The following is a 15,538-nucleotide window of genomic DNA, read 5'->3' on the forward strand; positions in this document are numbered from 1 at the left end:
CGGCCGCCTGGCCCCTCCGCAGCGCTGGAATATAGTTCTGGTCAGAGTGCTGACAAAGGAGGGGCCACATGCCCGAGGCAGTCATCGTCGCCACCGCCCGCTCGCCCATCGGGCGTGCCTTCAAGGGGTCGCTCAAGGACCTGCGGCCCGACGACATCACCGTGCAGATGATCCAGGCGGCGCTGGCCAAGGTGCCGCAGCTCGACCCCACGACGATCGACGACATCATGCTGGGCTGCGGGCTGCCCGGCGGCGAGCAGGGCTTCAACATGGCCCGCGTGGTCGCCGTGCTGCTGGGGCTGGACAACGTGCCCGGCACCACGGTCACCCGCTACTGCTCGTCCTCGCTCCAGACCACGCGCATGGCCTTCCACGCGATCAAGGCGGGCGAGGGCGACGTGTTCGTCTCGGCCGGCGTGGAGATGGTCTCGCGGTTCGTCAAGGGCAACTCCGACTCGCTGCCCGAGACGCAGAACCCGGTCTTCGGTGACGCCGTCGCGCGGACGAAGGCGTTCGGCGAGGGCGGCCGCACCTGGCACGACCCGCGCGAGGACGGCCAGGTGCCCGACATCTACATCGCCATGGGCCAGACCGCCGAGAACCTCGCCCAGCTCAAGGGCGTCACCCGGCGCGACCAGGACGAGTTCGGCGTCCGTTCCCAGAACCTCGCCGAGAAGGCGCTGGCCGACGGCTTCTGGCAGAAGGACATCACCCCGGTGACGCTGCCCGACGGCACCGTGGTGAGCAAGGACGACGGCCCGCGGCCCGGCACCACCTACGAGGGCGTGGCCGGGCTCAAGCCGGCCTTCCGCCCCGACGGCACGGTCACGGCCGGCAACTGCTGCCCGCTCAACGACGGCGCCGCCGCGGTGGTCGTCATGAGCGACGTGAAGGCGGCCGAGCTGGGCATCACGCCGCTGGCCCGCATCGTCTCGACGGGCGTGACGGGCCTGTCGCCGGAGATCATGGGGCTCGGGCCGGTGGAGGCGTCGCGGCAGGCCCTGGCCCGCGCCGGGATGGCGATCGAGGACGTGGACCTCGTGGAGATCAACGAGGCGTTCGCCGCCCAGGTCGTCCCGTCGTACCGGGACCTCGGGATCGAGCTCGACCGGCTGAACGTCAACGGCGGCGCCATCGCCGTGGGCCACCCGTTCGGCATGACCGGCGCCCGCATCACCTCCACGCTGATCAACAGCCTCCAGCACCACGACAGGACGATCGGCCTGGAGACGATGTGCGTGGGCGGCGGCCAGGGCATGGCGATGATCCTGGAGCGCCTCTCCTGAGCGCGTGACGGGCCCTGACGGCGCGCCGGCCGCCCGGTCCTCATCGGGCGGCCGGGGCGCCGCCATCGGGCGCCACGGGGCCGGTCAGCCGCGCGCGGGCCGGTCAGCCGTGGACGTCCGGACCGGCGTGGGTGGGCGTGACCAGGAGGACGACCCGCCGCTCGCGCTCCATGGCCGCGCGGTAGTCGTCCCAGTCGGAGTGCTCGCCCGAGATGTCGCGGTAGTAGGAGACCAGGTGGTCCATGGCCTCCGGCAGGCTGACGACCCGCGCCGTGCCGTCCACCTGCACCCACTCGCCGAAGAAGCCGTCGGTGAACGCGCAGATCGACACCTGCGGGTCGCGGCGGACATTCCGTGTCTTGACCGCCGTCTCCCGCGTGCTGATCACGATGCGCCCCTCGGCGTCCACGCCCACCAGCACCGGCGAGAGCTGCGGGCGCCCGTCGGCGTGCCGGGTATGGAGGACGGCGCGGTGCGCGCGCCGCAGGAAATCGCGTGCCTTGTCCAGATCCATCTGTTCATGATGACGCGCCCGAGCCGGCGGCACGGGCGCGTCAGCGGGACTTGGGAGCCTCTAGATGAAGCCCATGCGGTTGCGGCGGTGACGCTCGTGCTCGTGGACGATCGCCGCCGCGTAGCCGTGCGTCAGCCCGTGCTCCTGGGCGAGCCAGTTGGCCCGTTCGTCACACCGGAGGAACGATGGGCCGTTGTCGATGGCTTGGAACCACTCGGGGAGTTCGCGTCCCGTTATCGATGGGACCCTTGCGATCAGCTTCGTTTGCGTCTCCGGTGAGTGGTTCAAGGACATGGGCACCTCCACGGAATAAGGTCCTTTGCTTGACACTGCAACACTCAACCCGTGATCGCAACCCCCAAGTCGCCACCACTTCGTTACGCGGGGTTCATCATCGGACGCTATGCGAAGGGGCCCCGCCGGATCGGCGGGGCCCCTTCGGGTGTTCGCGCGCTCGCTGAGCCGGGGCTCAGTCGCTGTTGGTGAAGTAGCTGATGAAGCGCAGCACCTCGAGGTAGATCCAGACGAGGGTCAGCGTGAGGCCGAACGCGCACTGCCAGGCGAACTTCTCCGGAGCGCCCTGCCGGACGCCCTGCTCGACGGCGTCGAAGTCGAGCAGGAGGAAGAAGCAACCGAGCAGGATCATCGCGATGCTGAAGACCCAGCCGATCGGGCTGTCGGTGCGCAGGCCGAGGCCGGTGCCGTTGAAGATGCCGACCAGGAGGTTGACCACCATGAGGCCGAGGGCGGCGATGCCCGCGGCGGCGACGTACTTCACCAGTTTCGACGTGACGCGCACGATGCGCAGCGCGTAGACCGTCAGGACGGCGCCGAAGGCCAGCGCCGTGCCGAGCACCGCCTGGATCACGATGCCGGGGAAGTACGCCTCGAACACCCGGCTGATCGCCCCGAGGAACACGCCCTCGAAGAGCGCGTAGCCGAGGATGAGGGCGGGGTTGGTGCTCTGCTTGAAGGAGGCGACCAGGCCGAGGATCAGGGCGACGATGGCCGCTCCCACGGCGACACCCGTCGGCACCTTGAAGTACCAGGCCGCGGCGGCCCCCACGACGAGCGTGCCGAGGGTCATGAACCCGCGGACCACCACGTCGTCGAGCGTCATCGTGCGGGGAGGGGCGTACGAGGGGGTCTCGTACATGTCCTGCAACTGCGCGGGGGTCGGGGTGGGCGCGCCCCACCCGGCTGACTGCTGTCGTGTCCTGCTGAAAACCGGGTTCTTGCTCTCCATCGCTGCCCTCCTGTGCGCCGAGCCTAGGGGACGGGTGGCCGCCCGGGCCGGCTCGCGCTCAGATCTATGTGGTTTCGAGACTTCAACGCGATGACAACGAACGTGGGTTCCGGTGAGTTCCCGGACACCGTTCGTGAACGAAAAAGGCATTTCCCGTGGTAGAAGCAGGTGCCCCCGGCGGGATTCGAACCCGCACGTCAACCCTTTTAAGGGGTTTGCCTCTGCCATTGGGCTACGGGGGCGCCGCAATCATACGAAACGGACCATGCTTCCGTTGAGCACAACTTCGCATCATGAGTCACAACTGTGAAGTCTGCTGTGAAGTGATAGGGCTCCTGGCACTGTGTCCAGGAAGGGCAGCCCCATCGCATGGTCCCGTAAGTGCGGAATACCCCCGGCTAAGGAGGCATCGGCTTCGATGGTGACGGGATCTCTCGTTCCTCGCAAGCAGTGCAGGTGAGGGCATCGAAGGCCGGTGCCGCCGGACTTACCGGGCCCGCCTTTCACGACCGGGCCGGTTCGACGGGACGGAAGGTGATCTCGGAGTCGAGGCCGGAACCGATCTCCGCGAGATCGCGCGCGAGCCCGCCGGTGTCGACCGCCCGGGGCAGTTCGACGTCGGCGATGAGCACGTACAGGTGGCCGGTCAGGCGGGTGCTCATGCCGGTGATGTTGCCGCCGACGGCGGCGAGCACGGTGCTGACGGCGGAGATGATGCCCGGCCGGTCGGGGCCGTGGAGGGTCAGCACGTAGCCGTGGCCGTTGGAGGCGCAGCCGAAGTGGCGGCGGGCCTCCACGGCGGCCGCGGTCACCACGAGGTCGTGGGTGCGCAGCCGTTTGGTGATCTCCTCGGCGTCGAGGCCGCCGGAGACCAGGAACATCATCGCGATGTGGCCGCCGAGCAGCGTCATCGTCGAATCGGTGATGTTGGCACCACACTCGGCCAGCGAGCCGGTGACCGCGGCGATGACTCCGGGCCGGTCGATCCCGAGCACGGTCACCGCTGAGAGCGCCACCCGCGCATCCCCTTTCGTTCGGCAGGACGCGGGCGCCGGAACGCCCCGGCGCGAGGGCACCGGGGCGTTGCCGTACATGTGCTCAGTGGCGCATCGTCGCGACGGCGGCGCGGAATCCGTCGCGGGGGTGCTCGACCTCGCCGAGCGAGATCGTCTCCCGCTTGAAGAACAACGCCAGGGTCCAGTCGACGACGACGCGGACCTTGCGGTTCAGCGTCGGCACCCGCGACAGATGGTAAGTGCGGTGCATGAACCACGCAGGGAATCCGCGAAGCTTCACTCCGTAGACATTGGCCACACCCTGGTGCAGGCCGAGACCGGCGACCGATCCCACATACTTGTGGCGGTAGTCGACCAGTTGCTCCCCGCGGAGATAGCGGATGATGTTGTCGGCGAGGACCTTCGCCTGCCGCACCGCGTGCTGGGCGTTGGGGGCGCAGTACTGACCGGGGTTGGTCACGTCGGGCACTCCCGCGATGTCGCCGGCGGTGAAGGCGTCCCTGGTGCCGGCGACGGTCAGGGCGGCGGTGGCCTTGATCCGGCCGCGCTCGTCGAGCGGCAGGTCGGTGGAGTTGGCGACCACGCTCGGCTTGACGCCGGCGGTCCAGACGAGGGTGTCGGCCTCGAACTCCGAGCCGTCGGAGAGCACGACGTGGCCGCCCACGCACGACTCCAGGCGCGTGTCGAGCTTGACCTCGATGCCGCGCTCGCGCAGCTGCTCCAACGTCCACCTGCCCATCTCGGGCCCGACCTCGGGCAGCACCCGGTTGGTGGCCTCGACCAGCACCCAGCGGATGTCGGCGGGGGTGAGGTTGCGGTAGTAGCGCGTGGAGTCCTTGGCCATGTCCTCCAGCTCGGCGAGCGCCTCGACGCCCGCGAAGCCGGCGCCGACCACGACGAAGGTGAGCGCCCGGCGGCGCACCTCGGGGTCGTCGGTGGACTCGGCCACGTCGAGCAGGTGCAGGACGCGGTTGCGCAGCGCGATGGCCTCGCCGACGGTCTTGAAGCCGATGCCGATGTCGGTGAGCCCGGGGATCGGCAGCGTCCGCGAGATGGAGCCGGCGGCCATCACGATGACGTCGTAGGAGACCTTGCGCGCCTCGCCCTCGGCGGGCTGGAAGGTGGCCACGCGGGCGGCGTGGTCCACCTCCGTCACCGTGCCGTTGAGGATCCGCACCTTCGGCAGCACCCGGCGCAGGGGCGCGACCATGTGCCGCGGCGACAGGTTGCCCGCCGCGGCCTCCGGCAGGAACGGCTGGTAGGTCATGTAGGACTGGGGGTCGATGATCGTGATGCTCGCCTCGCCGTTGCGCAGTTCGCGGCCGAGCTTGCGCTGGAGGCGCAGAGCGGTGTACAGGCCGACGTAACCACCGCCGACGATCAAGATGTGCTTGTTCATCGTGAGGCCCATCCCTCGAAGAGCTTGTGAAAGCATTCACAAGCCTATGTCAGGGTGGTCCGAAAACTCCAATCCGTGAGCAATGCAACGCGTCACACCGAGAGCTCGCGGGCCCGCAGGAAGACGTCGTCGAGCATCTGGGCGGTCACGCGGCCGGTGAACGTGTTCTGCTGGCTGGGGTGGTAGCAGCCGAGCAGCGTCACCGGCGTCCCCTCGTGGGCGATCGCGACCTCGGCCCCGTGCCCGAACGGCGGCCTGACCCGCGGCAGGGTGTATCCGGCCTCCTTCAGCGCGGGCCACCCGGCCTGCCAGGCGTAGCCGCCGAGCGCCACGATCACCCGCACGGACGGCGCGGTCAGCTCGATCTCCCGCGTCAGCCACGGGAAGCAGGCGGCCTTCTCCTCCGGGGTCGGCTTGTTGGCGGGCGGCGCGCACCGCACCGAGGCCACCACGCGCGCGCCGATCAGCCGCTGGCCGTCGCCCGCGTGCGTGCTCGTCTCCTGGACGGCCAGGCCGCAGCGGTGCAGCGAGGCGAACAGCCAGTCGCCGCTGCGGTCGCCGGTGAAGATGCGGCCGGTCCGGTTGCCCCCGTGGGCGGCGGGGGCCAGCCCGACGATGAGGATCCGCGGGCGCTCGTCGCCCCATCCCGGGACCGGCCGCCCCCAGTACGTCTCGTCCGCGAACGCGCGCCGCCTCACCCGGGCGACCTCTTCGCGCCACTCCACCAGGCGGGGACAGGCACGGCAGACGGACTGCCGGGCCGTGAGCTCCGCGAGGGTGCTGCTGGTGGCGGCGAGGCGGCGCACGTCCGCGGGGTCCTGGGCGACCGGCGTGTCAGCGGTCGCCGGGTCGCCGGGCCAGCCGGTGCCGGGAGGTACGAAGCTCATGCCTTCGATGGTGCCCGATCAGCGGGACCGCTTCGGCGTGGGCGTGGCGGCGGGCTTGGCGGGGGTCTCCTCGACGGGGTTCTCCTCGCCGGGGGTCTCCTCGGCGGGGGTCGGCGTGGCCGTGACGCTGGCCGTCGCCTCCGGCTGCGTCGGCGGCACGCTCGGCATCGGCGAGGGCGCCGAGGCCGTGGGACACGGGGCCGTCGAGTGCGCGACGCCGGAGTCGTCCACGGTGTACTCCTCGGTGATCAGCGGCAGGGGGTAGCGGTTGAGTATCACCTCGCCACAGGACCGATTGACGGTGTAGCCGTGGTTCTCCGGGTGGGTGATGACCGGGTTGCCGTCCTGGTCGTAGAGGTAGACGTCGGTCAGCGGGGTGCCGTCCTTGGCGTACGGCTTGATGTTGTAGACCTCGCCGTCCACCCCCGAGGCGGTCTCCATGAGGACGCGCGGGTTCGCCCGGATGTTCCGCAGATCCTCCTGATAGCCGGCGAGGTGCCCGGCGGTCACGAAGCCGCCGAACAGCCCCAGCCCGGCCACCACGTTGACGGCGACGGCCAGCAGGCGCGCCGCCCGGTCGCGGGCCCGCCTGCCGAACCACACCGACGCGCAGACCATCGCGACGACCACCACCCACTCACCGGGGTTCGCGGGAGCGATGTGGTCCTCGCCGCGGCCCGCGAGGTTGAGCACCAGCAGGGCGACGACGTAGCCGCGCAGCAGCCACCAGCCCGGCCGTAACTCGGGCAGGAAGGCCACCAGAGCGCGGTAGGGCGCCTGCCGGAGCAGCGTGGCATGGAGGTCGCCCAGCCGCCTGCGCAGTTCCAGGCGGCGTCTCTGACGGCCCGCCGGCCGGCCCCCGTAGGCGGCCGCGAGCTCCTCTGCGTAGGCGGCCGGCGGCCCCAGCCGCTCCTCCAGCGGCACGTCCGACTCCGCCGCGATCTCCGCCAGGTGGTCGTCCAGGTCCTCCAGCAGTTCCTCCCGGTCCGGGTGGTCGGCCAGGGCATCCCGTACGGCCTGCGCGTACGCTGCGATGCTTGTCATGCGTGTCCCTCCTTGACCAGGGATGCCATGGTGGCGGCGAACGAGGCCCAGATCCCGGCGTAGGAGGCGTACATGCGCCTGCCGGTGTCGTTCAGCCCGTAGTACTTGCGGTGCGGCCCCTCGTCGGAGGCCACCACGTAGGAGTTGAGCGCGCCCGCCTTGAAGAGCCTGCGGAGCGTGCCGTAGACCGAGGCGTCGCCCACTTCCTCCAGGCCCGCCTCACGCAGCCGGCGCACGACGTCGTAGCCGTAGCCGTCGCGCTCCGCCAGGACCGCGAGGACGGCCAGGTCGAGGACGCCCTTGAGGAGCTGGGTGCTATCCACGCACCGCACACTACTGTGGTTTGCGCAGTACTGCCAACAAAAGAAAACCGGATGGCGTCACGGGGACGCCATCCGGTTCAGATCACCCGGTGTGCCGAGCCGTTCAGCTGGTCGCCGCCGGCTTCGGGCAGACCGCCGAGAAGGCGGCGTTGCCCGAGGTGACCGAGTTCGGGCTCACCACGACGAGCTCGATGTTGCCCTTGGTCTCGGTGGCACTGTGCGTGCCGCCGACACCCCAGGTCACGTCGAGGCTGCCGTTCACCTCACGGGACAGGTCGCCGCCGTCCTTCTGGCCGTTGACCAGCCAGTAGTACTTGACGGTGGTGGGACCCGTGCTGGTGAGGGTGGCCTTGAAGTCCACGCCGGGGCCGCGCTTGTCGGCGCACATGTCGTTGCGCTGACCGGTCTGGGAGACCGCCGACACCGAGACGGTGGGCTTGGGAGCCTGGCATGCGGCGTACGACTGCGTGATCGAGTCGTGGCTGCCCGCGCCGGACACCGTCAGCGTGATCTTGCCGCCGTTGGCCGCGTCACCCGAGAGCACGCGGTCGTCGAGCGTGACGGTCCGCGAACCGCCGTTGGAGAAGTACGCGGACCCGCTGTCCACGGCCTTGCCGTTCACCCACCACGTGTACTCGACGCGGGCGCGGCCGGTCGAGCTCACGGTGGCGTGGGCGCCGACCTTGCAGCCGTCGTTGTTGGTCGCGGTCACCAGGTTGGTGGCCGAGACCCGGGTGGCCGGGGTCTCGTCCTCGCACAGGACCTTGTAGTAGGCCCGGTTGGAGGACTCGCGGCCCGGACCGAGGATCTCCAGCTGCGCGTAGCCGCGCTGGCTCTCGCGCGGGGAGATGCCGAAGCCGACCCGCTTGGTGTCGTAGACCTTGGCCCGGCCGTAGTCGACGACGCGGCCGTTCAGGACCCAGCGGTACCGGACCCAGGCCGGGTCGCTGACCCGGATGACACCGGTGAAGTCGACCTTGTCACTGGAGGTGGCGCAGGTGCCGACGTAGTTGCTCGGGCTCGCCCAGACGCGCGCCGAGACCTCCGGACCCTGCTCCTCCTCGATGACGATCGGCTTCTGGCAGCCGACCGAGAAGTAGCCCTTCTTGGAGGTCGCCTTGCGCGGGCCGAGGACCTGGACGGCCTCCCAACCCTTGACGTCCTCCTCGAACTTCAGCTTCTCGGACACCTTGACGTACTTGGCCCCGTGGCCCTTGAGCCTGATCGTCTTGATCTTGCCCTTGGACCCGTCCCCGTGCAGCCAGCGGTAGGCCAGCGTGGTCTTGCCCGAGACGGTGACCTTGATCTTGGAGGTCATGGTCACGTTGACCGGGCAGGACCCCTCGTAGTTCCCCGTGGAGGCCTTCGGCGTGGAGATCGAGACCTTGGGCGACTTCGAGGCGGTCGCGGCGGCGGCCAGGGCCGCCTTGCCGGCGGCCGGCGCCGGAGCGGCGGCCGGGGTGGCGGCCTGGGCCGGGCTGGCGACCAGCGCCGCGACCATGCCCGCCAGCACGGTGGCGGAGGCGCCGAACGCCACAGCCTTACGCGCTAAGGGAGAGGACTTCATGTGAGAGTGCTCCATTCCGTGAGGGAAAAGATGCGCTCGGGAACGGTCGCCACGCCGGCACTACCTGTGCACAGCAATATGGCAAAGCCCCCGTTTTGCCCCTTTACCTAAGCACAAAACTGATTGCACGCTCAACACGAACGCGAAGATGAAATGTCCGGATTTACCGGGTTTTCAGATCAGAGACCAGGCAATTCCATCCAGGATGTCGTGCTCACTGACCACGACCTGCGAAAACGCGAAACGCCGCACGATCCGGTCCAGGATGAGCGCCCCCACGCCGATGACGTCCACCCGGCCGGGATGCATCACCGGAATCGCCGCCCGCTCACCATGGGTCATCGCCAGCAGCCGCCGCGTCACCTCGTGGACCTGCTCGGCGTCGATCCGCGCGTGGTGGATGCGGGCCGAGTCGTACTCCGGGAGGTCCAGGACGATGCCCGCGACCGTCGTGACCGAGCCCGCCAGACCCACCAGCGTGTGGGCCCGCTCGACCGGAACCGCCTCGGTCACCTTGTCCAGCGCGTCCTCGATGTCGGCCGTGACGGCCTCCAGCGCGGCCTCGGACGGCGGGTCGCCGGCGTCGCGCAGATGCCGCTCCGTGAGCCGCACGCAGCCGATGTCGACCGACAGGGCGGCCTCCGCGTGCGCCGAGCCGAGCACGAACTCGGTCGAGCCGCCGCCGATGTCCACCACGAGGTACGGCGGCATCGGCCCCTGGGGATGCTCGGTCTCGGGCGACAGGCGGACCAGCCCCCTGGTCGCGCCCGTGAACGACAGCTCCGCCTCCTCCGAGCCGGTCACCACCTCCGGGTCCACGCCGAAGATCTCGCGCACCCCGGCCACGAACTCGTCGCGGTTGGCCGCGTCACGCGTGGCGCTCGTCGCCACGACCCTCGTGCGCACGGCCCCGTGCTGGTCGATCAGCTTGCGGTACCCGCGCATCGCGCCGAACGTGCGCTCCAACGCGTCGGCGGCCAGCCGGCCGGTCCGGTCGACGCCCTGTCCCAGGCGCACGATCTCCATCCGCCGCTCCACCTCGGTGAGCGTGTCGTCGGAGATGTCCGCGATGAGCAGGCGAACGGAGTTGGTACCGCAATCGACGGCGGCTACACGCATGGTCCGTCACTCCACCAATCGGGGAGGGCATCGAGCGCCTCCCTGCCGAACGGGTTGGTCCCGGGGACCGCCAGCTCGTGCGCGACGAGCGCGTGCAGGCACTTGACCCGCAGCGGCATGCCCCCCGTGCTCTGCATGCCACGAGGAAGCGGTTCCATGCCCTCGTCCTCGGCCGCCTTGTCGCGCCTGGCGACGTAGTCGTCATGCGCGGCCTGGTAGGCGGCGGCCAGCTCCGGGTCGTCGGCCAGCCTGGCCTGCATCTCCCGCATCAGGCCCGAGCCCTCCAGCGTGCCGATCGCCGAGGCGGCCCGCGGGCAGGTCAGGTAGTACAGGGTCGGGAACGGCGAGCCGTCGTCCGGCAGGCGCGGCGCGGTCTCGACCACGTCCGGGTTGCCGCACGGGCAACGATGCGCCACCGCGCGCAGCCCCCGCGGCGGCCGGCCGAGCTGCCGGCGCACCGCCTCCACGTCCCGTTCGGCGACCCGGCCCTCGCCGGCCTCGTTCTCAGGGCTTTCCAACGCTCTCCTTCTCTCCTGTCCCCACCTGGTGGCCCTTGCCCGAGTCGGCGGCCTCGACCGACCGCCAGAGCGTCTGGTACCACGGCGGCGGCGCGGCGGGCTGCTTCACCGTCGCGGGCGTCCTGCCCTCGTCGGCGTCCATCACCACGTAGCACTTCTCGCCGGCGCCGCAGTAGTGCAGCCGCTCCTTGGCCGTGCGCTTGATCCAGTTGGGGTCGCGGATCTGCTGCACCCGCGCCTCCAGCGTGCGCCGGTCCGCCTCGACCCGCGCCTTCTCCGCCTGCAGCGCCGCGATGGCGCGGCGCTGGGCGATGTACTCGCGCACAGGGTAGGCGAGGCTCATCGCGATCGCGCACACCACGACCGCGAGAATGGCGGCCCGGCCGGTCAGCTGCGGTCTCCTGGCCATGCTCCCCCTCACATCGAGCCCGCGTGGCGGGCCCGGGAACGGGCCCGCGGTCGATCGGCGGCCGCGGGGACCGTACCCGAAACTAGCGGCGGAAACGCGGGAAGGCCGCGCGACCCGCGTAACGGGCGGCGTCGTCGAGCAGCTCCTCGATGCGCAGGAGCTGGTTGTACTTGGCCACGCGGTCGGAGCGGGCCGGGGCGCCGGTCTTGATCTGGCCGCAGTTGACCGCGACGGCGAGGTCGGCGATCGTCGTGTCCTCGGTCTCGCCCGAGCGGTGGCTCATCATGCAGCGGTAGCCGTTGCGGTGGGCCAGGTCGACGGCGTCGAGCGTCTCGGACAGGGTGCCGATCTGGTTGACCTTGACCAGCAGGGCGTTGGCGGTGCCGCTGCCGATGCCGCGCTCCAGCCGCTCGGGGTTGGTCACGAACAGGTCGTCGCCGACGAGCTGGACCCTGTCGCCGAGGGCGTCGGTGATGGCCTTCCAGCCCTCCCAGTCCTCCTCGTTCAGCGGGTCCTCGATGGAGACGAGCGGGTAGTTGTCGACCAGGTCGGTGTAGAAGGCGATCAGCTCCTGGGCCGACATGCCCTTGCCGTCGATCGTGTAGACGCCGTCCTTGTGGAACTCGGAGGCGGCCACGTCGAGAGCCAGCGCGACGTCCTCGCCCGGGGTGTAGCCGGCCTTCTCGATGGCGACCAGGATGAGGTCGAGCGCGTCACGGTTGGAGGGCAGGTTGGGGGCGAAGCCGCCCTCGTCGCCGAGGCCCGTGGCGTAGCCCTTCTCCTTCAGCACCTTCTTGAGCGCGTGGTAGACCTCGGTGCCCATGCGCACCGCCTCGCGGAACGTCCCGGCGCCGATCGGCGCGATCATGAACTCCTGGATGTCCACGTTGGTGTCGGCGTGGGCGCCGCCGTTGAGGATGTTCATCATCGGCACGGGCAGGACGTGGGCGTTGGGGCCGCCGAGGTAGCGGAACAGCGGCAGCTCGGCGCTGTCGGCGGCGGCCTTGGCCACGGCCAGCGAGACGCCCAGGATGGCGTTGGCGCCCAGCTTGGACTTGTTCGGCGTCGCGTCCAGGTCGATCATGATCTGGTCGATGATGCGCTGGTCCTCGGCCTCGACGCCGTGGATCTCGTCGAAGATCTCGTCGGTGACGGCGAGCACGGCCTTCTCCACGCCCTTGCCGCCGTAGCGCTCGTCGCCGTCGCGCAGCTCCACGGCCTCGAACTGACCGGTGGAGGCGCCGCTCGGCACGGCCGCGCGGCCGCTGCTGCCGTCGTCGAGGACGACCTCGACCTCCACCGTGGGGTTGCCCCGGGAGTCGAGGATCTCGCGGGCGTAAACGACCTCGATGGTAGCCACGGGATGCGCTCCTAAGTCGAAAGGCGATATGCCTTCAGAGCCTATCGGTACCCCTACCGCCCACCCCGCAGGGTCCACGCGCGCATGGCGCCCCCGACGGCCGCGACCAGGCCCGGACGCCCGTCGACCGTTCCCGCCGCCAGGGCCGTGACGGCGCCCTCCGCGTCTCCGCCGCCTCCCGTGTCTGCCGCGTCTCCTGCCGCGTCTCCCGCGTCTCCCGCGTCTCCCGCCGCGTCTCCCGCGTCTCCCGGAGGCAGGAGCGTGGCGACCTGGTCGCACGTGCGCGCGTCCCAGACGCGCAGCCCACCGTCGTCCGACGCCCCGGCGAGGAAGGGGCGGCCGTCGGCCTCGGTGAGTGCCAGCGCGGTCGTGCCCGGCGCCTCGTTCCCGGTGACCCGGCACACCTGCCGCCCCGTCCGCGTGTCGTACACCGTGGCGCCCCCGACCCCCTTGACGCTCGCCGCGACGAGCGTGCCGTGGCTCACGATGCGGGAGACCGGACCGCCCACCCGGACGCTGACCGCCTCCGGACGGTTCCACAGATCGACGATCGTGAACTCCGTCGCCCCGGTGCCGAACGCGACCCGCGACCCGCTCCCGGGCCAGGCCACCCCGGTCACCCCGACGGCGCCGGCGAAGAACCGGCCGGACTTGCGCCCGCTGAGCAGGTCCCACGCCTGCACCCTGCCGTCGGCGCAGCCGACCACCGCCGCCGGGCCCTCCTCGCGGCTCACCACGGCCATCACGGCGGAGGGGCGCTCGCTCGCGCACACCTCGAACGCCCGCACCGCTCCCGACCGCGCGACGGCGGCGAACGCGGCGGGCTGGGCGTATGCGCCGCGCGTGCCTGTGGATGCGCCGGGCTGGACGGACGTGCCGCCCGTGTCTGTGAACGCGGCGGGCTCGGCGAGTGAGCCGGCCGCGGCGGCGAGTGACGGGGTCCAGCGGGAGACGCGGCCGTCCGCGCTCGCCCACACCACCGCGGGCGCCCCGCCGACCTCGGCGAACGCCAGCGAGGTGATGCCTCCGCCCTCCTCCGGCGCGGTGGCGGTCAGCTTCCTGCCCGTGGCGACGTCCCACAGCTCGACGGAGCCCCTCTCCGGGGCGACGGCCACGACGGTCCTGTCGCCGATCCGCCCGACCGCGAGCGCGGCGGCCGCCCGGCCGCCCAGGGGCACGCCTCCCTCCGGGCCGTACGCCTCGGCGACGCCCGTTCCGCCCGTCCGGCCGCTCCCGGCGGCGGGCGGACGCCCTGAAGAGTGCGCGCCACCCCAGTTCAGGCCCAGTGCCACGCCGCCGAGCACGAGCACGGCCAGACCGCCCCCGGCCAGCACCTGCCCCCGCCCGGTCATCGAGAGCCCGCCCCGTTCCCCCCTCCGGCGGCCTCTCGGGTCCGGATGGTCCCGCCTCACGCGCCCCTCGAAGCGCCCGTCCGCTCCCCGCGCGACGTCCGAGCGCCCGTCCGCTCCCCTGGGCGAGCGCCCGTCCGCCCCCCGGGCAACGTCCGAGCGCCCGTCCGCCCCTCTGGGTACGTCCGAGCGCCCGTCCGTCCCTCTGGGCATCTTGGAGGAGCGCCCGTCCCCGCTGCCGGGCGCCTCGGCGGACCACCCGTCCGCCATCCCGGGCGCCTCGTCACGGCCCGTCATCCGGGCCCGCCGCGCGGCCCTCGCGGGCGGGCCCTTCCGGGAGGGCTCAGCCCGCCCGCGCCCGGCCCCCACGAGCCCGCCGTCCTCCCGCAGGTCGTCCTCCAGCAGGTCGCCCGCCAGAGGACCGTCCTCCAGCAGGACGTCCGCGAGAGGGTCGTCCTCCAGCGGGACGTCCGCCGGCCCACAGTCCGCAGGCCCGTAGTCCGCCGGCCCGGACCCCGCGAGGCCGCCCTCCATCAGCACCGACAGCACGTCGGCGGCCGAGGGCCGGGTCTCGGGCCGCTTGTCCAGGCAGGCCGCCAGCAGCGAGCGCAGCGGCTCGTCGATCCCCGACAGGTCGGGCTCCCCGGTGAGGACCCGGTGCATCACCGCCGGGATGGACTCTCCCGCGAACAGCGACCGGCCCGTGGCGGCGTACGCCATCGTGGCGGCCCAGCCGAACATGTCCGAGGCGGGCGTGGCCGGCTCGCCCGCGATCTGCTCGGGCGACATGTAGCCGGGCGTGCCGACCACCGTGCTCGCGGAGGTGGCCGCCTCCATGGCCTTGGCGATGCCGAAGTCGATCACGCGGGGCCCGTCGGGCCCGCACAGGACGTTGGCCGGCTTGAAGTCACGGTGCACGATCCCCGCCCGGTGGATGGCGCTCAGGGCGGCCACGGTGCCGACGGCCAGCCGGTCCAGCGCCCCGCCCGCCCGCGGCCCCTCGTCCGCCACCAGCTCGCGCAGCGACGGCCCGGGCACGTACTCGCTCACGATGTACGGCCGGCCGTCGAGCACCCCCGAGTCGATCACCCTGGCGGTGCAGAACGCGGCGACCCTGCCCGCGATGACGCATTCCTGGAGGAAGCGCCGCGTGGCCCGGTCGTGGCCCATGAGCCGCGCGTGCAGCACCTTGACCGCGACCTGCCGGCCGTCGGCGTCCTCCCCCAGGTACACCGTCCCCTGGCCGCCGTCGCCGAGGCCGCCCAGGAGGCGGTAGCCGCCGATCTCGCGTGGCTCCCCGGCGTGCAACCTGCGTGGCTGAGGCACCCTTGATCACCCCCGTAACCCCGCGATCCTGACATTTCACCGCCACCCGGCGCCACCGGATCGGACGATCCGCGCGAGCGGCGGACCGCGTCAGGACGGGAGGGAGGGCCGCGTCAGGACCGGGAGCGGGGCCGCGTCAGGACCAGGAGGGGGGCCGCGTCAGGACCGGGAGGGG

At 71.4% G+C, this 15,538-nt stretch carries 15 protein-coding genes and 1 tRNA gene; 1 reads left to right on the top strand and 15 read right to left on the bottom strand.

What is annotated here, in order from left to right; all coding sequences use genetic code 11:
* Positions 1–68: 68 nt before the first annotated feature.
* Positions 69–1,286 (top strand): acetyl-CoA C-acetyltransferase, encoded by a 1,218-nt coding sequence (locus HTZ77_RS28625; RefSeq protein WP_175592800.1) that lies wholly within the window; start codon positions 69–71, stop codon positions 1,284–1,286.
* A 103-nt stretch (positions 1,287–1,389) separates the two neighbouring features.
* Here the strand turns inward: HTZ77_RS28625 and HTZ77_RS28630 are convergent, their stop codons facing one another.
* The 15 genes from HTZ77_RS28630 to HTZ77_RS47690 all read right to left on the bottom strand — a co-directional run bounded on the left by HTZ77_RS28630 (position 1,390) and on the right by HTZ77_RS47690 (position 15,363).
* Positions 1,390–1,800: a PPOX class F420-dependent oxidoreductase gene (locus tag HTZ77_RS28630; RefSeq protein WP_175592801.1), complete on the bottom strand. Its 411-nt coding sequence runs from the start codon at positions 1,798–1,800 to the stop codon at positions 1,390–1,392.
* A 60-nt stretch (positions 1,801–1,860) separates the two neighbouring features.
* Positions 1,861–2,094, bottom strand: coding sequence for a DUF4287 domain-containing protein (locus tag HTZ77_RS28635; protein ID WP_175592802.1), 234 nt, complete (start codon positions 2,092–2,094; stop codon positions 1,861–1,863).
* A gap of 175 nt (positions 2,095–2,269) precedes the next feature.
* Complete coding sequence (locus HTZ77_RS28640; RefSeq protein ID WP_175592803.1) at positions 2,270–3,046, bottom strand: Bax inhibitor-1/YccA family protein; 777 nt, start codon at positions 3,044–3,046, stop codon at positions 2,270–2,272.
* Between the two features lie 169 nt (positions 3,047–3,215).
* Positions 3,216–3,288: transfer RNA gene (locus HTZ77_RS28645), tRNA-Leu, on the bottom strand.
* A gap of 261 nt (positions 3,289–3,549) precedes the next feature.
* The gene (locus HTZ77_RS28650) at positions 3,550–4,062 is read right to left on the bottom strand and encodes a glycine cleavage system protein R (protein WP_175592804.1); all 513 of its coding nucleotides are present in this window, start codon (positions 4,060–4,062) and stop codon (positions 3,550–3,552) included.
* A gap of 82 nt (positions 4,063–4,144) precedes the next feature.
* Positions 4,145–5,461, bottom strand: coding sequence for an NAD(P)/FAD-dependent oxidoreductase (locus tag HTZ77_RS28655; protein WP_175592805.1), 1,317 nt, complete (start codon positions 5,459–5,461; stop codon positions 4,145–4,147).
* A 92-nt stretch (positions 5,462–5,553) separates the two neighbouring features.
* Positions 5,554–6,348, bottom strand: a complete 795-nt coding sequence (locus HTZ77_RS28660) for a uracil-DNA glycosylase (RefSeq protein WP_175592806.1) — start codon at positions 6,346–6,348, stop codon at positions 5,554–5,556.
* Between the two features lie 18 nt (positions 6,349–6,366).
* Positions 6,367–7,392: a hypothetical protein gene (locus HTZ77_RS28665; RefSeq protein ID WP_175592807.1), complete on the bottom strand. Its 1,026-nt coding sequence runs from the start codon at positions 7,390–7,392 to the stop codon at positions 6,367–6,369.
* A complete protein-coding gene (locus HTZ77_RS28670; RefSeq protein WP_175592808.1) occupies positions 7,389–7,715 on the bottom strand; it encodes a PadR family transcriptional regulator in 327 nt (108 codons plus the stop codon). Before HTZ77_RS28670 ends, HTZ77_RS28665 begins: the two co-directional genes overlap by 4 nt.
* Before the next feature lie 103 nt (positions 7,716–7,818).
* Entirely contained in the window at positions 7,819–9,282 is a 1,464-nt protein-coding gene (locus tag HTZ77_RS28675; protein ID WP_175592809.1) for a hypothetical protein, read from the bottom strand.
* 174 nt (positions 9,283–9,456) lie between these two features.
* Positions 9,457–10,401 carry a Ppx/GppA phosphatase family protein gene (locus HTZ77_RS28680; RefSeq protein WP_175592810.1) on the bottom strand — a complete coding sequence of 315 codons (945 nt, stop codon included), beginning with the start codon at positions 10,399–10,401 and terminating at the stop codon, positions 9,457–9,459.
* A complete protein-coding gene (locus HTZ77_RS28685; RefSeq protein ID WP_175592811.1) occupies positions 10,392–10,919 on the bottom strand; it encodes a DUF501 domain-containing protein in 528 nt (175 codons plus the stop codon). The genes HTZ77_RS28680 and HTZ77_RS28685 overlap by 10 nt, the downstream gene beginning before the upstream one ends.
* Positions 10,906–11,328, bottom strand: a complete 423-nt coding sequence (locus HTZ77_RS28690) for an FtsB family cell division protein (RefSeq protein ID WP_175592812.1) — start codon at positions 11,326–11,328, stop codon at positions 10,906–10,908. Before HTZ77_RS28690 ends, HTZ77_RS28685 begins: the two co-directional genes overlap by 14 nt.
* 82 nt (positions 11,329–11,410) lie before the next feature.
* Positions 11,411–12,688, bottom strand: coding sequence for a phosphopyruvate hydratase (gene eno / locus HTZ77_RS28695; RefSeq protein ID WP_175592813.1), 1,278 nt, complete (start codon positions 12,686–12,688; stop codon positions 11,411–11,413).
* Between the two features lie 53 nt (positions 12,689–12,741).
* Entirely contained in the window at positions 12,742–15,363 is a 2,622-nt protein-coding gene (locus HTZ77_RS47690; protein ID WP_175592814.1) for a WD40 repeat domain-containing serine/threonine protein kinase, read from the bottom strand.
* Positions 15,364–15,538 lie beyond the last annotated feature (175 nt).

The organism is Nonomuraea montanisoli, from assembly GCF_013363975.1.
GTDB lineage: Bacteria > Actinomycetota > Actinomycetes > Streptosporangiales > Streptosporangiaceae > Nonomuraea > Nonomuraea montanisoli.